This window comes from Streptomyces sp. RK62, from assembly GCF_018070255.1.
Lineage (GTDB): Bacteria > Actinomycetota > Actinomycetes > Streptomycetales > Streptomycetaceae > Streptomyces > Streptomyces nigra.
Genome location: NZ_JAGPYD010000006.1, coordinates 318,912 through 341,719, shown reverse-complemented (window position 1 = coordinate 341,719; position 22,808 = coordinate 318,912). Strand labels below are relative to the sequence as shown.

General features: G+C 70.7%; 20 protein-coding genes. 14 read left to right on the top strand and 6 right to left on the bottom strand.

Annotated features, from left to right (window positions below; translation table 11 throughout):
• The first annotated feature begins 3 nt into the window (after positions 1 to 3).
• The 5 genes from KBY32_RS14205 (at position 4) to KBY32_RS14185 (ending at position 5,096) form a co-directional block, all read left to right on the top strand.
• On the top strand, positions 4 to 1,098 hold the full coding sequence (locus KBY32_RS14205; protein WP_210980273.1) for a PP2C family protein-serine/threonine phosphatase: 1,095 nt from the start codon (positions 4 to 6) through the stop codon (positions 1,096 to 1,098).
• Positions 1,099 to 1,252: 154 nt separating this feature from the next.
• Positions 1,253 to 2,176: a hypothetical protein gene (locus KBY32_RS14200; protein WP_210980272.1), complete on the top strand. Its 924-nt coding sequence runs from the start codon at positions 1,253 to 1,255 to the stop codon at positions 2,174 to 2,176.
• Between the two features lie 192 nt (positions 2,177 to 2,368).
• Positions 2,369 to 3,145, top strand: a complete 777-nt coding sequence (locus KBY32_RS14195; RefSeq protein ID WP_210980271.1) for an alpha/beta hydrolase — start codon at positions 2,369 to 2,371, stop codon at positions 3,143 to 3,145.
• Positions 3,146 to 3,219: 74 nt separating this feature from the next.
• Complete coding sequence (locus tag KBY32_RS14190) at positions 3,220 to 4,065, top strand: helix-turn-helix transcriptional regulator (RefSeq protein ID WP_210980270.1); 846 nt, start codon at positions 3,220 to 3,222, stop codon at positions 4,063 to 4,065.
• A 302-nt stretch (positions 4,066 to 4,367) separates the two neighbouring features.
• Positions 4,368 to 5,096, top strand: coding sequence for a glycoside hydrolase family 11 protein (locus tag KBY32_RS14185; protein ID WP_247689433.1), 729 nt, complete (start codon positions 4,368 to 4,370; stop codon positions 5,094 to 5,096).
• 85 nt (positions 5,097 to 5,181) lie between these two features.
• On the opposite strand, the gene KBY32_RS14180 is transcribed toward KBY32_RS14185, so the two are convergent.
• Entirely contained in the window at positions 5,182 to 5,733 is a 552-nt protein-coding gene (locus KBY32_RS14180; protein ID WP_210980269.1) for a hypothetical protein, read from the bottom strand.
• Positions 5,734 to 5,920: 187 nt separating this feature from the next.
• Here KBY32_RS14180 and KBY32_RS14175 point away from each other — a divergent pair, with 187 nt between their 5' ends.
• Complete coding sequence (locus KBY32_RS14175; RefSeq protein ID WP_210980268.1) at positions 5,921 to 6,214, top strand: hypothetical protein; 294 nt, start codon at positions 5,921 to 5,923, stop codon at positions 6,212 to 6,214.
• 42 nt (positions 6,215 to 6,256) lie between these two features.
• On the opposite strand, the gene KBY32_RS14170 is transcribed toward KBY32_RS14175, so the two are convergent.
• Positions 6,257 to 7,267, bottom strand: a complete 1,011-nt coding sequence (locus KBY32_RS14170) for a LacI family DNA-binding transcriptional regulator (protein WP_210980267.1) — start codon at positions 7,265 to 7,267, stop codon at positions 6,257 to 6,259.
• Positions 7,268 to 7,604: 337 nt separating this feature from the next.
• Here KBY32_RS14170 and KBY32_RS14165 point away from each other — a divergent pair, with 337 nt between their 5' ends.
• The 4 genes from KBY32_RS14165 to KBY32_RS14150 all read left to right on the top strand — a co-directional run bounded on the left by KBY32_RS14165 (position 7,605) and on the right by KBY32_RS14150 (position 13,167).
• The gene (locus KBY32_RS14165; RefSeq protein WP_210980266.1) at positions 7,605 to 8,915 is read left to right on the top strand and encodes an extracellular solute-binding protein; all 1,311 of its coding nucleotides are present in this window, start codon (positions 7,605 to 7,607) and stop codon (positions 8,913 to 8,915) included.
• On the top strand, positions 8,912 to 9,814 hold the full coding sequence (locus tag KBY32_RS14160) for a carbohydrate ABC transporter permease (RefSeq protein ID WP_210980265.1): 903 nt from the start codon (positions 8,912 to 8,914) through the stop codon (positions 9,812 to 9,814). The genes KBY32_RS14165 and KBY32_RS14160 overlap by 4 nt, the downstream gene beginning before the upstream one ends.
• A 1-nt stretch (position 9,815) precedes the next feature.
• Positions 9,816 to 10,712, top strand: a complete 897-nt coding sequence (locus tag KBY32_RS14155) for a carbohydrate ABC transporter permease (protein ID WP_210980264.1) — start codon at positions 9,816 to 9,818, stop codon at positions 10,710 to 10,712.
• A 79-nt stretch (positions 10,713 to 10,791) separates the two neighbouring features.
• Positions 10,792 to 13,167 carry a glycoside hydrolase family 3 N-terminal domain-containing protein gene (locus KBY32_RS14150; protein ID WP_210980263.1) on the top strand — a complete coding sequence of 792 codons (2,376 nt, stop codon included), beginning with the start codon at positions 10,792 to 10,794 and terminating at the stop codon, positions 13,165 to 13,167.
• A gap of 45 nt (positions 13,168 to 13,212) precedes the next feature.
• Here the strand turns inward: KBY32_RS14150 and KBY32_RS14145 are convergent, their stop codons facing one another.
• A complete protein-coding gene (locus KBY32_RS14145) occupies positions 13,213 to 14,118 on the bottom strand; it encodes an oxidoreductase (protein ID WP_210980262.1) in 906 nt (301 codons plus the stop codon).
• Between the two features lie 133 nt (positions 14,119 to 14,251).
• Here KBY32_RS14145 and KBY32_RS14140 point away from each other — a divergent pair, with 133 nt between their 5' ends.
• Both KBY32_RS14140 and KBY32_RS35425 read left to right on the top strand, forming a co-directional pair.
• Positions 14,252 to 15,112 carry a helix-turn-helix transcriptional regulator gene (locus KBY32_RS14140; protein WP_210980261.1) on the top strand — a complete coding sequence of 287 codons (861 nt, stop codon included), beginning with the start codon at positions 14,252 to 14,254 and terminating at the stop codon, positions 15,110 to 15,112.
• 44 nt (positions 15,113 to 15,156) lie between these two features.
• Positions 15,157 to 15,624 (top strand): hypothetical protein, encoded by a 468-nt coding sequence (locus KBY32_RS35425; RefSeq protein WP_247689432.1) that lies wholly within the window; start codon positions 15,157 to 15,159, stop codon positions 15,622 to 15,624.
• A 54-nt stretch (positions 15,625 to 15,678) separates the two neighbouring features.
• Here KBY32_RS35425 and KBY32_RS14130 read toward each other — a convergent pair whose 3' ends face one another.
• A complete protein-coding gene (locus KBY32_RS14130) occupies positions 15,679 to 16,866 on the bottom strand; it encodes a fumarylacetoacetate hydrolase family protein (RefSeq protein WP_210980260.1) in 1,188 nt (395 codons plus the stop codon).
• 34 nt (positions 16,867 to 16,900) lie between these two features.
• Positions 16,901 to 18,637, bottom strand: coding sequence for an IlvD/Edd family dehydratase (locus KBY32_RS14125; RefSeq protein ID WP_210980259.1), 1,737 nt, complete (start codon positions 18,635 to 18,637; stop codon positions 16,901 to 16,903).
• A gap of 151 nt (positions 18,638 to 18,788) precedes the next feature.
• On the opposite strand from KBY32_RS14125, the gene KBY32_RS14120 reads away from it, so the two are divergent.
• Positions 18,789 to 19,487, top strand: a complete 699-nt coding sequence (locus KBY32_RS14120) for a FadR/GntR family transcriptional regulator (RefSeq protein ID WP_210980357.1) — start codon at positions 18,789 to 18,791, stop codon at positions 19,485 to 19,487.
• 161 nt (positions 19,488 to 19,648) lie between these two features.
• Positions 19,649 to 20,047, top strand: coding sequence for a S8 family serine peptidase (locus tag KBY32_RS14115; protein ID WP_308293728.1), 399 nt, complete (start codon positions 19,649 to 19,651; stop codon positions 20,045 to 20,047).
• A 57-nt stretch (positions 20,048 to 20,104) separates the two neighbouring features.
• Here the strand turns inward: KBY32_RS14115 and KBY32_RS14110 are convergent, their stop codons facing one another.
• Positions 20,105 to 22,720, bottom strand: coding sequence for a glycoside hydrolase family 97 catalytic domain-containing protein (locus KBY32_RS14110; protein ID WP_247689431.1), 2,616 nt, complete (start codon positions 22,718 to 22,720; stop codon positions 20,105 to 20,107).
• Between the last annotated feature and the right edge of the window lie 88 nt (positions 22,721 to 22,808).

Below are 22,808 nucleotides of genomic sequence, written 5' to 3'. Positions count from 1 at the left end.
TGGATGCGCTGGCTCCCGGCCTTCTACGTGGCCGGTGTCCTGGCCCTCGAGCCGATCACGCCGGTGCAGTGGCCGGTGAGCTTCCTGCTCATCGCCCTGCCCGTGGTCGCCGCCTACGCGCACGGCCCTGCCATGGTCCTGGCCGTCACCGTGTTCGCCGTCGTACTGGAAGGCGTGCTGGCCGGCACCCCCTGCTGCGCCGGGCGCATGGTGGGCCAGCTCTGGGACCGCAACTACGTCGGCGCCTACGTCTGCACCGCCCTCCTCGGCGTGCTCGGCGCGATCCTGGCCGCGCACCGGATCCACCGTGAGCGCACACTCGCCACCCTGCGCTCGGTGGCCGAGACGGCACAACGCGTCCTGCTGCGCCCCGTGCCCCGTCGGCTGGGCCGGGTCTCGATGGAGGCCCTCTACCTCTCCGCCGCCGCGGAGGCACGCATCGGCGGTGACCTGTACGAGGCGGTCGCCACCACCCACGGGGTCCGCCTGCTCATCGGCGATGTACGAGGCAAGGGGCTGCGCGCCGTGGAGACGGCCGCGACGATACTGGGCGCCTTCCGCGAGGCCGCCTACGAGGAGCCCGACCTGGCCGCCGTCGCCCACCGCGTCGAACGGAGCATGAGCCGCCGGGCCGCGCAGCTGCCGGGCAGCGACATGGCGGAGCGCTTCGTCACGGCGGTCTTCGCGGAAGTCCCCGACCAGGCCTCGGTGGTCCGCCTCGTCAACTGCGGCCACCCGCCCCCTTTACGGCTGAGCCCTGACGGCGTCACCGAACTGCATCCGTCCGACCCGGGCCTGCCCCTCAACCTCGGTGTCCTGCTGGGCATCGAGTACTGCGTGGACGTGGTGCCCTTCCGGCCAGGTGACCTGCTCCTGCTCTACACCGACGGTGTGACCGAGACCCGCGATGCCGACGGCGACTTCTATCCGCTGCACGAGCGCATCCGGTCGTGGACGTCGCTCCCTCCCTCCGACCTCCTGGCCCGTCTCCACCAGGACCTGGTCAGCTACTCCGACGGGCACCTCGACGACGACATCGCCGCGCTCGCCGCCTACCGCCTTCCGGAAGACCCCGTCGGCGGGTCATCGCCGGCGTAGCGGGCACCGGCGAAGGTCAGCGGTACCCGAAAGACGATCACCACGCGCCCGGCGGGGCGCCGATGGCAGGATCGGACCATGCCCAGTCGACACTCCACACCCCAGCCCTCATCCATACCGCCCGAACTCGCCACCACACGGCCCGCGTTCGGCCATGGGCGGCGGTGACGGCATGGAGACGGTCGTCGGAGCGGTGTGCACCCTGCTGGGCGTGGCCGTCGGCGCCTTGGGCGCACTGGCAGCCGCCCGGATCCAACTGCGAGGAGCCATCGCCCAGGCGGACGCGGTCCTGGCACAGGCGGACACCACGTACCGTGCGGCACTCGACCAGGCGTACGCGGCACAGCGCGCCGCCCACGAACAGTGGCGCCGCGAGATCAGACGGGACGCCTACGCAGCCTTCGTCACGGCGCTCGACGCGGTGAGGGAGCTGGCGGCACGGCCGGAACTCCTCGACGCCGCCCATGAGGAGGCGTCCGGTGCCCTGCCCGCGGCCTCGCGCGCGGTGACCGCGGCTTTCGCGGTGGTCGAACTGGAGGGCCCGGCCTCGCTCACACTCCTCGCGCGGACGGCGCATCAACGGGGCCTCACGGCCGCCGAACACGCCGTGCGCCTGGCCCCGCGCGCCACCGCCATGCGGCTGCTGAACAGCGCGACCGGCGCCGCGCCGGCGGACACCTCCGACAGCGGATCGCCGTCCGCGCTCGACCGCGCGGCCCATCAGGCGCTCACCCAACTGCGCGAGGCCGTGTACCGGATGGAGAGGGGGGAGATCAGCCGGGACGCCTACGACGCCGTGCGGCAGCGCGCGACCGAGGCCGTGGACGCGTGCGGCCTGTTCACGCCCGACCAGACCCGCGCCCTGCTCAGCGACCCGTCCTGGGAGGTGGCCCTGCGAATGGGCAGCGAACACGCCGACGCCCTGGCACGGTGCGAGGCGGCCCGCGGCGACTTCGTGACGGCGGCCCGCGCGCTGCTCGCCCCCGACGGCGACAACGACGCCGATACCCGCAACGACACCGACACGGACCGGCGCGAGGCACGAGTCGCGAGGCCCGCGCGGCGGTTGATCCCCTAGCCCGGCGACCGATCGCGAACGGAAAACCATTGGCGCCCCAGCCAGAGGCGCTGCTAGCTTCACGGAGGCCGTGCGAGAGAACGAGGAGGTGGTACCCGTGAACGTATCGACGTGGGTGCTCTCCTCCGGGGTCACGGTTGGGCGATAGGTCGTCCGGGAGCGCCGTCCAGCGCACTCCCCAAAGGAACGATCATGTCCCTTCACTTCACCTCCGAACGGCCCGCCGACCAACAGCGTGCCGACGACCAGCCTGCCGACGAGCGCGTCCTCGAACGCGCATTCACCCTGGGCGAGATCCCCGGCATCCTCTGGACGCCCGCCTCCGCCTCAGCCACCGAACCGGCCCCGCTGATCCTCCTCGGCCACCCCCCGCTCGGCCTGGCCACGATGTACCCCCGGCTGGCGGCGCGAGCCCACGCCGCCGCGGCCGACGGCTTCGCCTCCGCCACCATCGAGCTTCCGGGCAGCGGTGACCGGCCCCGCTGGGCCGCCCTCGAGGAGGCCCGCGCCGCACTCCGCCGGGTCATGCAAGCCGGCGAACCCGTCGGCGACGAGATCGTCGACGCCCTCGTCCTCCCGCTCGTCGACCGGGCGGTCCCGGAATGGCAGGCCGCCATGGACGCACTCCTCGCGTTGCCGGAGATCGGCGGCCCCGTCGGGTACTCGGGCGGAGTGATCTCCATCGGCGTCCGCCTCGCGGCGATCGACCCGCGCATCACGGCAGCCGTGCTCTTCGCCGGAAGCTTCGTGCCGCGCTCCATCGTCGAAGAGGCTCGGCAGGTCACCATTCCCCTGCACGTCCTCCTGCAGTGGGACGACGAGGGCAACGACCGGCAGGCGGCCCTGGACCTCTTCGACGCCTTCGGCTCCAAGGAGAAGTCCCTCAACGCCAACATGGGCGGCCACACCGGCGTGCCGCAGTTCGCGGGGGAGGGCGCGGCCGGATTCCTGGCCCGACACCTGAAGTGAGTCCGACGGTCGCCCTGGCTGCCTGGGTGCGGCACACCCAGGCAGCCAGGGCGGCCCCTGCCTAGCCTTGAGGCATGAACGACAACCACCTCGGGGAATTCCTCCGCGCACGCCGGGCCGGCCTGCGGCCGGAGGACGTCAACATGGCGCGTCACGGCGTACGCAGGGTCGCCGGACTCCGCCGCGAGGAGGTCGCCGTCCTGGCCGGCGTCAACGCCGACTACTACACCCGGCTGGAACAAGGCCGGGAACGCCACCCCTCGGCACAGGTGCTGGACGCGCTGAGCCGTGCCCTCCTGCTCGACACGGACGCCCGCGACCACCTGCACCGCCTGGCCGGAGTCGCCCCCGACAGCGGCGGCTCCCTCCACACCGCCGAGCACGTCAGCCCCGCGCTGCGCCAGCTGATGGACGGCTACCCGCACACGCCGGCGTTCGTGATGAACCGCACCCTCGACCTCCTGGCCGCGAACGCCCTGGCCGACGCGCTGTACGCCCCGTTCGCCCCCGCGGACAACCTGGCACGCATGACCTTCCTCGACTCGGCCGGACGGCAGTTCTACCGGGACTGGGACCTGGCCGCCCAGGCCGTCGTCGCCAACCTGCGCCAGGCGAGCGGCTTCGACCCCGGGCACCCGCGTCTACGCCACCTCGTGGACACACTGAGCGAACAGAGCCCGGAGTTCCGGCGGTTGTGGGCGCAACACAGCGTGCGCGGCAAGACGCAGGACGCCAAGCGACTCCTCCACCCGGACGTCGGCCCTCTCTCCCTGACCTACCAGTCCTTCGACGTCCGCGACGCACCGGGCCAGCAACTCGTCATCTACCACGCCGAACCGGGCAGCCCCTCCGCCGAGGCCCTGTCCCTCCTCGGCTCCCTACGCGCCGAGGGTGCGGTAGTCCGAAAGTTTCGACAATGACTCTCGGGATTGCGATCATAGTGCTCTCGAACTACATACAGAATTGCTGAAGGTGTCCAGCACGCCACTCATGAGCTGCGAATTGGCATCCCCGTAGGCGTGGCACGTTACGGTCTTGTTTCCGAAAGAATGCCGAAACTATTGACAGGGTCATGGCGTCGTACGAACACTGTGGGCCACCGAACGACAGAAGTGACGGTCGGTCGTCACGTCCCCCGGGGCGGACGACCCGCCGCGTTTCTCTGCAAGGCCGCGGGCGGCACAAGCCGCCCAACCCCCACCGACCTTCATCGGGAGGCCACATGCACCAGGACGGTTCGCAGCAGGACAGGACCCAGAACTCCGCCCCCTTCGGCGGCCTGAGCCGGCGAGGCTTCCTCGTCGGGGCCGGTACGGGCGCCGCCGCGCTCGCCGCCGGGTCCGGGCTGCTGCTGCCCGGCACCGCACACGCCGCGACCACCATCACCACCAACCAGACCGGCTACGACGGCATGTACTACTCGTTCTGGACCGACGGCGGCGGCTCCGTGTCCATGACGCTCAACGGGGGCGGCAGCTACAGCACCCGGTGGACCAACTGCGGCAACTTCGTCGCCGGCAAGGGCTGGAACAACGGTGGACGCAGGACGGTCCGCTACACCGGCTACTTCAACCCGTCGGGCAACGGATACGGCTGTCTCTACGGCTGGACCTCGAACCCGCTCGTCGAGTACTACATCGTCGACAACTGGGGCAGCTACCGCCCCACCGGCGAGTACCGGGGCACCGTCTACAGCGACGGCGGCACCTACGACATCTACAAGACGACCCGCTACAACGCCCCCTCCGTCGAGGGCACCCGCACCTTCGACCAGTACTGGAGCGTCCGGCAGTCCAAGGTGACCAGCGGCTCCGGCACCATCACCACGGGGAATCACTTCGACGCGTGGGCGCGTGCCGGTATGAACCTGGGCCAGTTCAGGTACTACATGATCATGGCCACCGAGGGCTACCAGAGCAGCGGCAGCTCCACGATCACGGTCAGCGGCTGACCTCGACCCGACGAACAAGAAACGGCTGCGGTACCGCCTGCCGGCGGTCCCGCAGCCGTGATCGTGACAAGACCAGAGCCCGCCCCTACACCTCAGCGTCCACCTGGCGAGCCGTCGCCCACCACTCCTCGAACTCGCCCCGGCTGATCTCCTGACCGACCAGCACCGGATCGAAGAGATCCACGACCGGCGGGTTGAACGGCCAGTCGTCAGGGCCACTGCGCACGGCGGTCCCGTCCTCGGCCACCTCCACCTGCCGCATGCGACGTCCGTCGGACCCCACTTCCATCAGGTATACGGCTGGATCCCCGTCCTCCTCGTCCCAGCGTCGCCGCAGGAAGACCACCTCCCTCCCCGCGAGCGCACCGAAGCCCTCACGCCCACGCTGGGCGTCGCGCTCGGCGCGCAGACCGTCCAGTCCAGGAGGCATGTGAGGAGCGTCGATGTCGACCTCCTCCAGGTCCCCGTCCTGACGGCGGGACGCCACCGCCGCCGGGTCGCCGACCACCTCGACCCACGCGAACGTCTCGAGGATCTCCCGCTCGGAACGCGCTCGGACCCACCACCAGCAACCGCCCATCCCGTAGTCGTGCAGAACCAGGAAGCGGCGCTTTCCCATGTCCGTGTCGTCGCTCATGAAGGCGGAGCCTAGCCAGCCCGGACCCGCTGTCACGACCCGGCAGCGAGGTCCGCTCGAACGCTGCCGCAGTGACCCCCTGCCCGCCCCACCCGGTTCGCGGAACACTGACGATCTGTCACGGAGAGGCGGCGAGATAAGGCATGTTCCCTTCTTCCGATAGGTGCTGACGGCCGGACTGCGGACCATGCTGCAGATCGGTCCGGCGGCCCGGTCGAGGGCCACGGAAGCGGTCGCCGAGCTGAGCCCGCTGCTGGCCGAGGCCGAGCGGAACAACCTGCCGGAGCGATTCGCCCAGACCGCGGTCGACCTGCTCCGCGGCCAGGACGCCACGGACTTCGTCGCCCTCGCGGCCGGCGCGGACTTCGCACGGCACCCGGCCGCCTACCGGCGTCTGCTCACCGAGCTGACCGCTCCCGCCGTCCTGCCGGGCACGGCGAAGGCACCGCGCCGGGGCCGCTGGTGGCGTCGACGCGGATGACGTCATAGCGTCACCGTTCATGCCGCCGCCGGCCGGCCATGCTTACCCGCGTGGCGCCGCCGTGGACGCCCGCACGACCAACTCCGTGGCGAGCTCGATGTGATGGGACTCGACCTTCTCCCCATTGGCCAGCCGCAACGCCGTACGCAGCGCCGCCGCGCCCATCTCCCGCAGCGGCTGGCGCACGGTGGTCAGCGGCGGTGAGGCCATCTCGGCGAGACTCGTGTCGTCGAAGCCGATCACGCTCAGATCCTCCGGAACGCGCAGACCTCGGGCGCGAGCCGTCTCGACGACGCCGAGGGCGATCTCGTCGTTGCCCGCGAAGACCGCCGTAGGCGGCTCGTCCAGGTCCAGCAGCGCCGCCGCGCCGAGCAGCCCGGTCTCGTACGTGAACTCGCCCGGCCGGACGTAGGAGTCCGGCACCTGCGCCCCCTCGGCCTCCATGGCGGCTCGATAGCCGTGCATACGGGCCTGGTTGCACACGGCCATGGCGGGTCCGCCGAGGTAGGCGATGCGTCGGTGTCCCAGGGCGAGAAGGTGCCGTGTCGCCGCCAGGCCGCCGGCGAAGTTCGTCGCCCCGACGCTGGTGACCCGGCTGTCCGGCAGGTGCAGGGGGTCCAGGACGACCAACGGCAGTCCGGAGCGCGCCAGTTCGTCCATGTGGGCCGTGGTGTACACACTGGTGACCGCGATGACGGCGCGGCGCCCGGCCGAGACCAGGTTCCGGGCCCAGTGCGGCGCGCTGGACGCCTTGCTGACCACCACCGACGCCCCCGACGCCGCGGCCGCGTCGATGATGCCCTCCAGGGCCTCCGCCACATACGACTTGAGGCCGCCCTGGAACTGCACCTCGATGGTGGGGCTCTCGACGGCCTCGGTGTGCCGGAACACCGGTGCAAGATAGTCGTGTTGGAGCAGCAACTCCTGCACCCGGACGCGGGTGTGCGCCGCCACATCACCGCGTCCGTTGACCACCTTGGACACGGTCGCCACGGAGACCCCGGCTGCCTGGGCGATGTCCGCCAACGTGGTGCGCCTGGCGTTCGGTCGCATCGGTTCCTCTCAGCTCCAGGTCCACCGGTGTGGCTACCCGCCGGTCGGGCGGGCCACGCGGGCGGATCCTCTCAACCGTACCGGAGCGGGTCCCTCACCACCTTCCCTCCGCCAGTCAGTTTCGAAAGACTTTCGGAACCCGCGGAGGCGCACTCGGAAACCACTCAAGCCCAGTAACTGCAAGGACTCTGCCCGCGAAACCGCGTCGCTGCAGACGTATTGACACGACATCAGCCCGAAACCTAGCTTGCTCGGGCAGAGCACGAAGAGCGAACTTTCGAAAACCTTTCACCATGACTCACGGGACGCCGACGGCTCCCGAGTGCGGAGAAAAATCATGGCGCTCTCTCGACGTACCCTCCTCGGCCTGGCCGCCGCCGTGCCGGCCTCCGCGGCCCTGGCGGCCTGCGGCGGCTCCTCCGGACCCGGCAAGAGCGGCGGTGCCACCTACTGGTACCTGAACGGACAGCCGCAGGAAGGCGTCAGGTCCGGCGCCGTGAAGGCCTTCAACAAGGCCCACCCCGACACTCAGATCGAGGACACGACCTACCAGAACGACGCATACAAGACGAAGATCAAGACCGCCATCGGTGCCGGTCAGGCGCCCACCATCATCTGGGGCTGGGGCGGCGGAACGCTGCGCGCCTACGCCGAGGCGGGCCAGGTCGAGGACCTCACCTCCTGGTTCGGCGAGCACGCCGACCTCAAGAAGAGCCTCTTCCCGTCCTCGTTCGGCGCGGCCACCGTCGACGGCAAGATCTACGCGATGCCGTGCGAGACGGTCCAGCCGATCATCCTCTACTACAACCGCAAGGTCTTCGACAAGGTCGGTGTGAAGCCGCCGGAGTCATGGGACGACATCATGGCGCTGGTGCCCAAGTTCAAGGCCAAGGGCATCGCGCCGTTCGCCCTCGGCGGCCAGTCCCGGTGGACGAACATGATGTGGCTGGAGTTCCTGTTCGACCGGATCGGCGGCTCGGAGGTCTTCCAGGCCGCCATCGAGGGCGAGAAGAACGCCTGGTCCCACCCGGACGCCATCAAGGCGCTGACCAAACTGCAGGACCTCGTCAAGGCCGGCGGCTTCGTCAAGGGCTTCTCCTCGATCACCGCCGACTCCAACGCCGACCAGGCGCTGCTGTACACGGGCAGGGCCGCCATGATGCTGCACGGCGCATGGTCGTACGGCATCCAGCAGGCCGACGGCGGGGACTTCGTCTCCAGCGGTTCGCTGGGCTACATGACCTTCCCTCCTGTCGAAGGCGGCAAGGGCGACCTCAGCGACACCGTGGGCAACCCCGCCCAGTACCTCTCCCTCTCCTCGAAGGCCAGCGCCGAGGAGAAGAAGGTGGCGAAGGAGTACTTCGCCAAGGGCGTCCTCCAGGAGGAGGAGGTGAAGCAGTGGATCGGCAACGGGTCCGTGCCGATCAAGCTGGGCACGGAGAAGCTGCTCGCCGCCTCCGACAACGCCGACTTCCTCCAGTTCACGTACGACATCGCCAGCAAGGCCAAGGTGTTCGTCCAGTCCTGGGACCAGGCGCTCAGTCCGACGGCCGCCGAGACCCTGCTGGACAACATCGTCAAGCTGTTCCAGCTGTCCATCTCACCGAAGCAGTTCGCCGGCAACCTCAACGCGGTCACCAACGCATGAGTGCGGTCACCGGCCATCCGTCGCGCCGCCGGTCACGGAGCATCCTGCCGTGGCTGGCGACGCCGGCGCTGCTGGTCTTCGTCGGCTTCGCCGTGGTCCCGCTCGTCGGCGTCTTCCTGCTGAGCTTCACCACCTGGGACGGCATCGGCTCCATCCGCGCCACGGGACTGACCAGTTGGCGCGCGGTGCTCTCCGACCCCGGCCTGCCACACGCCCTGTGGGTGACGTTCCTGGTGATGGCCGTGTCCTGGGCCGTACAGACACCGATCAGCATCCTGCTCGGCACGTTCCTGGCGGGCCGCCAGCGCTACCGTGCCGTGCTGGGCGTCGTGTACTTCGTTCCGCTGATGCTCAGCTCCGCCGCCATCGCCATCGCCTACGAAGCCCTGCTCGACCCCAACTTCGGGCTGGGCGCGGGCCTCGACATCCAGGCACTGAGCCGCGACTGGCTGGGCCGGCCGGGACTGGCGTTCGGAGTCGTCATCTTCGTCGTCTCCTGGCAGTTCGTCCCGTTCCACTCCCTGATCTACCAGGGCGGCGTCCAGCAGATACCCAAGTCACTCTACGAAGCCGCCCAGTTGGACGGCGCGGGGCGGGTCCGGCAGTTCTTCAGCATCACGCTGCCGCAGCTGAAGTACACCGTCATCACCTCGTCCACGCTGATGGTCGTCGGATCGCTGACCTTCTTCGACCTCATCTTCGTCCTGACCGAGGGCGGCCCCGGCGACGCCACCCGGGTCCTCGCCCTCGACATGTACAAGCGGGGCTTCCAGGCCAGCCTGATGGGACCGGCCAGCGTCATCGCGGTCATCCTCGTCCTCGTCGGTCTCGCCCTCGCCCTGCTGCTGCGCCGCCTCGGCGGCCGGGACGCCGGCGCGAGCCAGCTCGAGGGGGCCTGACGTGACCACCACCCTGACGAAGACGCCACGACCCCAGAAGACCACCCACATGGAGGGGCCACGCCGCACTCGCTCGGCGACCGGCCGGCGCAACTGGCTCGGCGGCCTGGCCGGATGGCTGTGGCTCGCCATCGTCGCCGTCCCCCTCTACTGGACCCTCATCACCAGCTTCAAGGCCCGCACCCGCTACTACGCGAGCAACCCGCTCGTGCCGTCGACCGACCCGACCCTGGAGAACTACCGGCTCGTCATCGAGTCCGACTTCCTGCAGTATTTCCTCAACAGCGTCGTGGTGACCGTCGGCGCCGTCGTACCCGCGGTCGTCGTCTCCTTCATGGCGGCCTACGCGATCGTCCGCGGCTGGCGCATGCGGGTCCTGCGGGCCATGAACGGGCTGTTCCTCATGGGCCTGGCCATCCCGCTGCAGGCGACGATCATCCCGGTCTACCTGATCATCATCAAACTCCAGCTCTACGACAGCCTGCTGGCGCTGATCCTCCCGGCGATCGCCTTCGCCATCCCGCTGTCGGTGCTGGTGCTCGCCAACTTCATCCGGGACGTGCCCAAGGAACTGTTCGACTCGATGCGGGTCGACGGCGCCACCGAGTGGACGACGCTGTGGCGGCTGGCGGCACCGCTGACCCGCCCGGCCATCCTCACCGTGTCCATCTTCAACGCCCTCACCATCTGGAACGGCTTCCTGCTGCCGCTGATCCTCACCCAGAGCCCCGACCGACGCACCCTGCCGCTCGCCCTGTGGACCTTCCAGGGCCAGTACGGCGTCAACGTCCCCGCCGTACTCGCCGCCGTCGTCCTGACCACCCTGCCCGTCCTGGTGCTGTACGCCTTCGGCCGCCGTCAGCTGCTCAGCGGCCTGACCGCGGGCTTCAGCCGCTGACCGGCGCGGACACCGACCCACTCGTCCAACGGTTCGCCCGTCGCTCCCCGTTCGGGAGCCCGACGGGCGTGGGAGGAAAGTGAACGCCGACGTGGCCGTAGAGAACACCTCCGCCATCGCCCTCTGGAACGACCCCACCGCCCCCGTCTCCGCGCGAGTCGACGCCCTGATCGACGCGATGACCCTCGAGGAGAAGACCGCCCAGCTGTTCGGAGTATGGGTGGGCGCCTCCGACGAGGGCGGCGAAGTGGCGCCCCATCAGCACGAGATGGAGGAGCCCGTCGACCTCGACGCACTCCTGCCCACCGGCCTGGGCCAGCTCACCCGCCCTTTCGGCACGGTCCCCGTCGACCCCGCCCTGGGCGCCCTCTCCCTGGCCCGTACGCAGGCCCGGATCGCCGCGACGAACCGGTTCGGCATCCCCGCCCTCGCCCATGACGAGTGCCTGGCCGGCTTCGCCGCCTGGGGCGCCACCGCCTACCCCGTCCCCCTGTCCTGGGGCGCCACCTTCGACCCCGCCCTGGTCCGTGAGATGGCCGAGGCGATCGGCCGCGACATGCGCTCGGTCGGCGTCCACCAAGGCCTCGCCCCCGTCCTGGACGTTGTACGGGACGCCCGCTGGGGCCGCGTCGAGGAGACCATCGGCGAGGACCCCTACCTCGTCGGCACCATCGGCACCGCCTACGTCCAGGGCCTGGAATCCGCCGGAACCGTCGCCACCCTCAAACACTTCGCGGGTTACTCGGCCTCCCGCGCCGGACGCAACCTCGCACCCACCTCGATGGGCCCGCGTGAACGCGCCGACGTCCTCCTCCCACCCTTCGAGATGGCGATCCGCGAGGGCGGTGCCCGCTCCGTCATGAACGCCTACACCGACACCGACGGCATCCCCTCCGCCGCCGACGAGGCCCTGCTCACCGGACTTCTCCGCGGCACCTGGGACTTCGACGGCACCGTCGTCGCCGACTACTTCGCCATCGCCTTCCTCAAGACCCTGCACGGCGTCGCGGCCGACTGGGCGGACGCCGCCGGCACGGCCCTCCGCGCGGGCATCGACGTCGAACTGCCCAACGTCAAGACATACGGGGCACCCCTCACCGAGGCCGTCGCCGACGGCCGCGTACCGGAGGCCCTGGTCGACCGCGCCGTACGCCGCGTGCTCACCCAAAAGGTGGCCCTCGGGCTGCTCGACCCCGACTGGAACCCCCTGCCGGCCGCGCTCGACGCGACGGACGAGGACGACCCGTCCGCCCTGCGCGGCCGGATCGACCTGGACGGCCCGGCAAACCGCGCCCTGGCCCGCACGCTCGCCGAGCAGTCGATCGTGCTGCTGAGCAACGACGGCACCCTGCCGCTGGACCGGCCGCGCCGCATCGCCCTGATCGGCCCCAACGCCGACGAACCCACCGCCGTACTCGGCTGCTACTCCTTCCCCCAGCACATCGGCGTCCGCCACCCCGACACCCCGCTCGGCATCGAGCTGCCGACTCTGCGGGAGACGCTCGCCGCGGAGTTCGCCGACGCCGAGATCACATACGCCCGGGGCACCGGCGTCGACGACGGAGACCTCTCCGGTCTCGCCGAGGCGACACGGCTGGCCCGCGAGGCCGACGTCACCCTGGTGGTGCTCGGCGACCGCGCCGGCCTTTTCGGCCGGGGCACCAGCGGCGAGGGCTGCGACGTCGCGACACTCGCCCTGCCCGGCGCGCAGCAACAGCTCCTCGACGCCCTGCTGGACGTGGAAACGCCGGTGGTGACCGTGCTGCTGGCCGGCCGCCCGTACGCACTCGGCCGCGGGGTGGGGGAGTCGGCGGCGATCGTGCAGTCCTTCTTCCCGGGGGAGGAGGGCACACGGGCGATCGCCGCAGTGCTGGCCGGGCGGGTCAACCCCTCCGGACGTCTGCCGGTCAGCGTGCCGCGCGGGCCGGGCTCCCAGCCGGGCACCTACCTCGGGGCGCCCCTCGCGCACGCCAGCGAGGTGTCCAGCATCGACCCAACCCCCGCGTTCGCCTTCGGCCACGGCCTCTCCTACACACGGTTCGAGTGGACGGACCTGGCTGTGGAGGCCCAAGAGGAGCCGACAGACGGCGAGTTCGCGCTTTCTCTCACGGTCTGCAACACGGGGGAGCGGTCCGGCACCGAGGTGGTCCAGCTCTATCTGCACGACCCGGTCGCCTCCGTCGTACAGCCGGTGCAACGTCTCGTCGGCTACAGCCGGTTGGCACTGGAGCCGAGGCAGGCCCGGCGCCTGCGTATCACCATCCCGGCCGACCTGGCCTCCTTCACCGGACGCGACGGCCGGCGCGTCGTCGAACCGGGCGAGCTGGAACTGCGGTTGTCGGCCTCCAGCGCGGACCCGCGGCTGACGGCCCGGGTCACGCTGACCGGAGCCGAGCGCCACGTGGACCACACGCGGCGGCTGCACGCCACGATCCTGCAGGAGCCGACCACCTGAACAGGCGGGTGCGCGGCGCTGGTCAGGAGCGCCCGCACCCGCCTCTTAGGGGTAGCGGACGCCGGTGAGTTCCTCCGCGACCGCCCACAGACGGCGGGCGACGGCCGGGTCGGCGGCCTCCCTGCCGAGGCGGGCCTCGGTCACCGGCCCACGGGTCTCCCACAGCCGGCCGGGCCCGAAGAACTGCCCGCCTCGCACGCCCGGATCGGCTGCCGCACGCAACTGCGGCAGCGCCCCCTGCGCCACGGACTGGGTGGCCAGCACACCCCCCGCCGCGATCAGCCGCCCGACCCGACCGCGGTGCTCCCAGGCGCGCGGGGTGAGATTGGTGCGGGTGAGACCCGGATGGGCCAGCGCGCTGACCACGGGCAGCCCGGCGCCCCGCAGCCGCCGGTCGAGTTCGAGGCCGAAGAGGGTGGTGGCGAGCTTGGAGCGGCCGTAGGCGGGGGCCGCCCGATAGCCGCGCTCGGACATCAGGTCGTCGAAGTCAAGGTGCGCGTTCTTGTGGGTGATCGAGCTGAGGGACACCACCCGGCCGCCACCCCCCGCGGTGAGCGCCTCGAGCAGCAGACCGGTCAGGGCGTAGGGCCCCAGCATGTTCGTGCCGAGGTGCAGTTCGAACCCGTCGGCGGTGGTCCGGCGGGGTCCGAGATGCACCAGGCCGGCGTTGTTGACCAGCACAGCGATCGAGGGGTGGTCGGCGGTGAGTTTCGCGGCGAACGCCCGCACCGACGCCAGCGACGCCAGGTCGAGCTCACGGACCTCGGTGGTGCCCGGGATGCGGCGGGCCGCCTCCTCACCGGCGGCAAGATTGCGTACGGCGAGCACGACATGCGCCCCGCGCCGGGCCAGCTCGGTCGCGGTGACCAGGCCGAGCCCGGAGTTCGCGCCGGTGACGACGACGATCCTGCCGTCCTGATCGGGGATACGGTCGACGGTCCATCCGCTCATCTGCTGCTCCTGGGGGTGTGGCGGTGCCGGGGGACCACGACGGTAGGAGGGGTCCGGCCGAACTCCGTCGTCCGCGTTTCCCTAGGTCCACGAGACCTCCCCTGGGCGGCCGGCGTCGGGGGACACTGGCGGCATGACCCATCCGTACGCCCGTGAGCTGGGCGACTTCCTGCGCGCCCGGCGCGACAGGCTGCACCCGGCCGACGTCGGCCTGGAACCCGGAGGCCGCCGCAAGGTCACCGGGCTGCGGCGCGAGGAACTCGCCCTGCTGGCCGGTCTGAGCACCGACTACTACCAGCGGATGGAACAGGGCAGGGACGTACGGCCCTCCGACGACGTCCTGGACGCCCTCGCGACCGCGCTCGCCCTCGACGACGAGGAGCGCCGGCACCTGTTCACGCTCGCGCACGCAGCGCGCCGCCCCACGCGCACCCAGGTGGACCGCGAGCCCGAGGTCGTCCCGGACAGCACCCACCGGCTCCTACGGGTCCTGCACACCCCGGCGGTCGTACTGGGCAGACACCTCGACCTTCTCGCCTGGAACCCACAGGCGGAGGCACTGCTCGGCGCCCCGGACGACCTCCCGCCCGACCGCCTGAACATGCTCCTGCTGCTCTTCGACGACGAGCTGACCGCGGGGCGCACGTGTGCCGATTGGGAACGGCAGGCGCTGGACTACATCGGGATGATGCGCGCGGCGGTCGCCGCTGACCCGACACATCCGAGGGCCACGGCGATCGTGGGCGAACTGAGCATCCGCAGCGCCGAGTTCCGCCGCCTGTGGGCCCGCCACGACGTCCGAGCCTCGGTGAGCGGCACCAAGACCTTCAGCAACCCGGCCGTCGGCGACCTCACCCTGGAGTGGAGCACCTACCCTCTGCCCGGCCGCCCCGGCCCCTTCCTCCTATTGTTCACCCCGGAACCGAACTCACCCGACGAGGACCGCCTACACCTCCTGGCCTCCTTGCACGCCACGCGCACCGCCCGGCCCTGAGCCTGGGTGAGTAGGCTGAGCCGCTGCGATGAGGGAGGGCGGCGATGACGCCGAGGCGGTCGGTCGACGAAGCTGTGGCGCTACTTGAAGGGGAGCTGAGGGCGGGGCAGCGCGCGCTCGCCGATCTCGGCACGGAAGACGTCTGGCAGTCCTTCCTCCGCTTCGGCCGACAGCTGTTCGACGTCTCGGAAGCGCCTGATGGTGACGGCCTCCTCTTCCAGTACGGCACCCATTCGTTCGACGGCTCTCCGACGTTCACAGTCGACCTGACGCGACAGTTCGAGGTCTCCGACGCGGATGGTGACCACGACCATTACCGGCAGGTCCACTGCGAGGTCCGATACGGATCCGGACCTTCCCTGGAAGCCCTGGGAAGCTTCGACTCGTGGTTCTTCCATGACTCTGGTGACAATCTCGAAGAATGGGCCCGGGCGCTGACCGAGCTGTCAGCGTGGACGGCGATCAAAGTGCTCACGCCGACCGAGATCAAGGTGTTCCAGGAGCGGGTGTGATGACTGAGGACGTGACCGTCACAGCCCCAGCGGACCCTGGACCTGACCGGTAGCTCACAGCAACCCGCGCCGCGCGAGGCTCCGCATCAGCGCCCCCGCCCCGAACGTCCACGGCGTCGCCTCCTCGCTGGGCACGACGGTGTTGACCAGGGCGCCCAGTCGTGGGCTGGAGATCGTGACGATGTCGCCGTACTCGTGTGTGAAGCCCGCGCCGGGTGCCTGTCGGTCCTCCGTCGGGGCGAAGAGTGTGCCGGTGAACAGGACGAAGCCGTCGGGGTATTGGTGGTGTGCTCCGTGCGTCGCGGACACCAGATCCAGTACGTCGCGGCTGATCTCGCGCAGTGAGCTGCTGCCCCGCAGGACGTAACCGTCCGGGCCCTCGACCCGCAGGTCGATGTCCAGCGCGCGTACGGCGTCGAGGTCGAAGTCGTCGTCGAGCAGGCGCACGAAGGGGCCGATCGCGCAGGACGCGTTGTTGTCCTTCGCGCGGGACAGCAGCAAGGCGCTGCGTCCCTCGATGTCGCGGAGGTTGACGTCGTTGCCGAGCGTCGCGCCGCGCACCCGGCCGCGCGAGTCCACGACCAGCACGGCCTCCGGCTCCGGGTTGTTCCACACGGAGGACCCGAGGACGCCGATCTCGGCGCCGGTGCCGACCGCGGACAGGACGGGGGCCTTGGTGAAGACCTCCGGATCCGGTCCGATCCCGACCTCCAGGTACTGCGACCACAGCCCTTCGGCGAGCAGCAGTTCCTTGACCTTGGCCGCCTCCGGTGACCCGGGGCGAATGCCGTCGAGTCTGCCGCCCACCACCTCCACGACACGGGCCCGCACCCTCGCGGCCTGGGCTGGGTCGCCGCCGGTGCGTTCCTCGATGACCCGTTCCAGCAGGCTCCGGGCGAAGGTGACGCCCGCCGCCTTGATGACTTGGAGGTCGATAGGCGCGAGGAGATGCGGCATGTCACGGCGGCCGGGCGGTGCCTGCAGCAGGTCGCGCAGGGGCCAGAGGCGCCCGCCGTCGGCCTCGCGGACGAGGGTCGCCGCGTCGTCGCGCTCCAACAGGTCGGAGACGGTGGGGGAGTGGGCCGTCAGGTCGACGACCTGCTCGCCGCGCACCGCCGCCACGCACGGCCCGTCCGCCTCCGGATCATGGACGCGTGCGACCAGGGCGGCCCGGTCGGCGTCGTCCGGCAGTACGGAACCGGGGTCGAGGACCGGACGGGGGCGCACTGTTGCCGATTCCACGCTGCTGCTCTCCTGACTGCGGACGTGACGGGGCTCAGTGGGAGTCGCGGGGGACCGCGTGTCCGCGACTGCCGCGCAGGAAGGTGAAGTCGGCGCCGTGGTCCGCCTGTTCGACGTGCTGGGTGTAGAGCCAGGTGTAGCCGCCGGCGTACTGCTCGACGGGCGGCGTCCACTCCTGACGGCGGTGTGCGAGTTCGGCGTCGTCGACGTCCAGGTGCAGCGTGCGGTTCGGGACGTCGAGGACGACGGCGTCGCCGTTTCGGACCAGGGCGAGCGGTCCGCCCACCGCGGCCTCCGGCGCCACGTGCAGGACGACCGTGCCGTAGCCGGTGCCGCTCATCCGGCCATCGCAGATCCGCACCATGTCCGTGACCCCGGCCTTCAACAGCTTGGCGGGCAACGGCACGTTGGAGACCTCGGGCATGCCGGGATACCCCTTCGGACCGGCGTTGCGGATGACGATGACGGTGTTCTCGTCGACCTCGAGATCCGGGTCGTCGGCGACCTCGTGATACGCCTCGGGGGAGTCGAAGACCCGGGCGGGCCCGCGATGGGTGAGCAGATGCGGTGAGGCCGCGGACTGCTTGATCACGGCGCCGTCCGGGCACAGGTTGCCCCGCAGGACGGCGATACCGGTCCCGGCCGGTTGGAACGGGGCGTCGAGAGGCGTGATGACCTCGGAGCCGAACCGCTCAGCCGGCTCGGTGTTCTCGGAGACCGTACGACCGGTCACCGTCACCGCACTTCCGTGCAGGAGCTTCCCCGCGAGCAGTTCGGCCATGACGGCGGGCAGCCCGCCCGCGTAACAGAAGTCCTCCATGAGGTACTTGCCGCTCGGCATCAGATTGACCAGCGTCGGCACCGTGCGCACCAGCTCGTCGAAGTCCCCCAGGTCCAGCTCGACGCCCACGCGTCCGGCGAGGGCGGTGAGGTGGATGACGGCGTTCGTGGAACCGCCGATGGCCGCGTTGACCCGGATGGCGTTCTCGAACGCCTCCCGGGTCAGGATGTCGGAGGGCCGCAGTCCCTCCTCCACCATGGCCACGATCCGCTGCCCCGCCGCCTGCGCGGTCTCCATCCGCCGGGAGTCGACCGCCGGCCAGGCCGCCGAGCCCGGCAACTGCATCCCGAGCGCCTCGGCCACACAGGCCATCGTCGAGGCGGTGCCCATCGTCATGCAGTGACCGTTGGAGCGGGCCATGCAGCCCTCTGCGAAGAAGCACTCCTCCTCGGTCATCCGCCCGGTCTTGAGATCCTCCTCGAACTTCCACACATGGGTGCCCGAACCCACGTCCTCGCCGCGGTACTTGCCGTTGAGCATCGGCCCGCCGGTCACCATCACCGCGGGCAGATCCACGCTGGCCGCGCCCATCAGCATCGCCGGGGTCGTCTTGTCGCAGCCGGACAGCAGGACCACACCGTCGAGCGGGTTGGCCCGGATCAGCTCCTCGACCTCCATGGCCATGAGGTTGCGGTACAGCATGGCGGTCGGGCGCATCAGCGTCTCGCCGGTGGCCATCGTGGGGAACGCGAGCGGCAGCCCGCCCGCCTGCCAGACACCACGCTTGACGGCCTCGGCGACCCGGGTCAAGTGGGCGTTGCACGGCGCGAGTTCGGACGCGCTGGTCGCGATGCCGATGACCGGCCGCCCGTCGAACACCTCCGCCCCGAAACCCTGGTTGCGCATCCAGGAGCGGTACACCATCCCGCCGCGCCCCTGTGCGCCGAACCAGGCCTGGCTGCGGCGATCCGTCGTGCGTCGGTCGGTCATGTGCACACTCCCGTGGCTCAGACGTCGTCCCACTCGGCGATGCGGCACTGGTGGGCGTGCACCCGCAGCCCGTACCCTGTGGCCCAATCATTAAATGATTCGATGAATGCCGTCCAGGGGGTGAACGAAGACCGTGGCGCACTTCCCGACCATGCACCAGCGCGTGGTCGACGAACTCGGGCAGCGCATCGTCGACGGCGCCTGGGAGCCCGGCGACCCGCTGCCGGTCGAGGACACCCTCGCCGCCGAGATCGGCGTCAGCCGAGGGGTGCTGCGCGAAGCGGTCAAGTCCCTTGTCGCCAAGGGAATGCTGCGCGTACGGCCACGCACCGGCACACGCGTCCTGCCCCCCGAACAGTGGAACCACCTGGACCCCGACGTACTGCGCTGGAAACAGGTCGGGGACGCCGCGGCCCTGCTGCGCGAAACGAGCGAACTGCGGCGCATCGTCGAGCCCGCCGCGGCCCGCCTCGCCGCCGAACGGGCCGACCCCGACCACGTCCGCGCCCTCTACGACGCCCTGACCGCCATGGAGACCGCGGCAGCAGCCCCCGGCCGCGCCGGCTACGTGGAGGCCGACATCGCCTTCCACCGCGCCCTCCTCGACGCCGGAGGCAACCGCCTCCTCGGCTCACTGGGCCGCGCCGTCGAGATCGCCCTCGAACACAGCTTCGTCATCAGCACCCAGACCCCGGGCGCGGTGGAGCACTCGCTGCCGGGCCACCGGGCCATCGTGCAGGCCGTCGAGGCGCACGACGCCGTGGCGGCGGCGACCGCCGTACTGGCCCTGATCGAAGCCGCGGAACAGGAGATCGCCCGCTCACCGGGCCTGCCGGACGACCCGGCTTGAGCCCGCTGGTTTTCACCACCCGGCTCAGGCCGCTGGTTTGCACTTCCCGCTTTCTTGTTTGCGCACCGGCGGAGTTCGCTCCTGCCGCCTGATCCTCTAGCGTGGCGTCGGATCGCGTCACGGCCGGCGGTACCGGCCCGGGGGAAACGGAGTGCAAAGACTTGAGCAGGCGCATTGGGTCCGCGACCGCTGTCATGGCACTGGCAGGCGGTGTGCTCCTCGCCTCGGCTCCGACTGCCTCGGCCGACTATGTGAGGGACCAGCAGTGGGCGTTGAAGGCCTACGCGGCGGAGGACGTGTGGGCCGTATCCCAGGGTGAGGGCGTCACCGTCGCGGTGATCGACTCGGGGGTCGACACCACACACCCCGACCTGTCGGGCCAGATCCTGGACGGCAAGGACTTCACCGGCGAGGGCAACCCCCACGAGGACCTCGCCGGGCATGGCACGGCGATGGCCAGCATCATCGCCGGACACGGCCACGGCCCCGGCAACGGGGACGGCGTGATGGGCCTGGCACCGAAGGCGAAGATCCTGCCGCTGCGGGTCCTCCGTTGCTGAACGCGCGTGGCGGCCCGCCACCGGACGTCGGGCCGCCACTCACGTCTCCTGTGCGCCCTACGTCGTGAGGCGTGCGTCCGCCCAGTCGGCGTGGTCGTAGTCGACCCCGTCGCCGCCGTCCTTGACGCGCAGGGTGAGCTTCTGGACACCGCTGACGTCCACGTCCAGAGCCTGGGCCGCGTCGGTGCCGGTGAGGACCTCGGTGGTGGCCACGACGACGCCGTCCGCGAGGACCTCGAAGGTCACGCTGCCACGGTCGCCGACCTCGTCGTCCACGCCCACGGACGCGGTGAACTTACGGTAGCCGCCCTGCAGTTCGACCACGACCTCGGCGTCGGCGTGCATCCCGAGACCCTTGTCGTACGTGGTGTCGTGGATGCTCAACGGGGCCCCGTCGGAAGCGTCCCGTTCGCCGTTCGCCTGGTCGCGTTCGACCGGGCCCCAGCCGTTGCGTTCGGACGCGAACGGAAGGTTGCTGACGTAGTCGACGCCGGGCGGCGACACGAACACCCGCACCGTACGGTCGACCCGGAGCACCCGTCCGCCCGGGGCGCGGTACTCGGCGGAGACCACGACGTCATGGCCGCCTTCCCGCGCGTCCTGCGGCACGCTGACGGTCCACTTGCCCGACAGGTCCATCCCGGTGGGCAGTCGGTCCGCCTGAGGGGCGTCGCCCTTGACCTCCCAGCCCTCGGGAGCGCGCAGGGACAGCGTCACGTCGGATGCCGGCCCCGACTGCTCGACCGCGAACCGGCCGGCGATGTCGACGGACGCGCCCGAGTCCACCTCGGCCTTGGACGGGTTCACCGTCAGGGAGGTCAGCGGGAGGCGTGTCACCGGTCGGTCGCACGTCTCGCGTCCCGCGGTGGCCTTGCAGACGACCGCGGCGAAACCGCCGTGTTCAGCGGTGGGCACGTGCAGGGTGTCGCGGCGCGTGACCGTACGCGTCTCGCGGACCAGGCCGTCGTCACCGTCCCGGATCACCTCCGCGAGCCAGCGCCCGCCACCGAGGAAGTCCAGGGAGACGTCCTGGGTGCCGCTCGATCCCGCGCTGACGCTGCCCAGGAACCAACGGCCGTCCTGGCGACGGGCGAAGGTCGCGTTCTCCCCGGGGCGGCCGGACAGCAGCCGCGACTCGTCCCACACGGTGGGGACCTGCTCCAGGAACCGCTCCAGTTCCGGACGGTCCTGGTAGGCGCGTATCGACCCGGCGAAGTGCTGCAGACCGGACTCGAAGACGACGGACAACCCGAGCTCGGCGGCGTCGGAGACGGTGCGCGTGCCGAACTGGAAGGCCATCGGCGTGTAGTCCGTGGAACTGACCACACCGCGCGTGAAGGGCAGAGCGGTCACATGAGACGCGGGGACGTTGCCGTACTCGGCACCGCGCACCGCCTCCACCGTCAGCACATGCGGCCACGTGCGCTGGATGCCCTTGGGCACCGACGCCCCGTGGAAGTTGACGAGCAGCTTCTCACGCGCGGTGTCCCGCAGGATCTCGTCGTACCAGCGGAAGCGGTCCTGCGAGTCCGAGTCCATGAAGTCGATCTTCAGCCCGGCCACGCCCCACTTCTTCAGGCGGGGCAGGAACTCGGCCCGTTCCGCCGCCGTGTCCAGATCCGTCCAGTGCACCCACACCAGGACGCCCACGCCCCGCCGGTGTGCGTACTCGGTCAGTTCGGGCATCCACTTCGTCGTCTTCCAGCCGTCGTCGACGAGGGTGTACTCCCAGCCGTGCGCGGCGCTGTAGTCCACGAAGCGCTGCTGGGTGGAGAGGCTGCGCTGCGCGGCGGCGAAGCCGTCCAGCCACGACCACGCCACCTTGCCGGGGCGGATCCAGGAGGTGTCCTCGATACGGGAGGGCGCCGCGAGATCGTCGACCAGCGTGGACTCGGTGACGGTCGCCAGGTCGCCCAGGACGACCGTCCGCCAGGGCGTGGTGAGCGGCCCCGCGGAGGTGACGGCGGCACCATCGGCCAGCTCGACGCCGTAGCGTCCGCTGCCCTTCTCGTGGACCAGGTGACTCCCGGAGTAGCGCCCGTCGATGTCGGACTCGGTGATCAGGGCGTACGTGTCACCGACCTGGAAGAGCGACGGATAGGCGTACGAGCCGTCACCGGCGTCGGCGGCGGTGGCCGGCTTGTACTCGCCCTCGTAGTACGGGGTGTACGGGGCGAGCCACGCCTGTGCGGTGCCGGGGAGCCGGAACGCGGACGCCTCGCGCACCATGGTGATGTCGCCCTTGCCCGGCAGCACGTACCGGTAGGCGATACCGTCGTCCGCCACCCGGACGAGCAGGTCGAGTCGGGCGCCGCCGGCACCGGTGAACGAGAACCGGGACTCGGTCATCCGCGCCGTGCGGCGCAGTTGCTTGCCGGTGGTCATGGTGTAGTGCTCGGTCACCTGGCGTGTGGCGGTGGAGGTGAAACGCAGCCCCTTGGTGAGATCGGCGTCCTTGGTGACGATGCCGAGCGGGGCCGGTTCGAGCACGGTCGCCGTTCCCCGGCGGGCGGCCAGGGTGAGCGTCCCGTCGGCCGCGTCCAGGTCGACGACCGCGCTGATTCCGGCCGGTTGACGGCCGGGTTCGCGCACGGTCCAGCTGCGCTCGCCGCGGTCGGCGGCGGCGTGGGCCGGCGTGGGGAGGGTGCCCAGCGCGAGCAGGGCACCCAGCAACAGGGTGAGAGTGGCCGAGAGGCGACTTCGGTGCGATCTGCCTGGTGCCGTGCTGGGGGATGTGCGCACGAGGTTCTCCGTCCGGGCT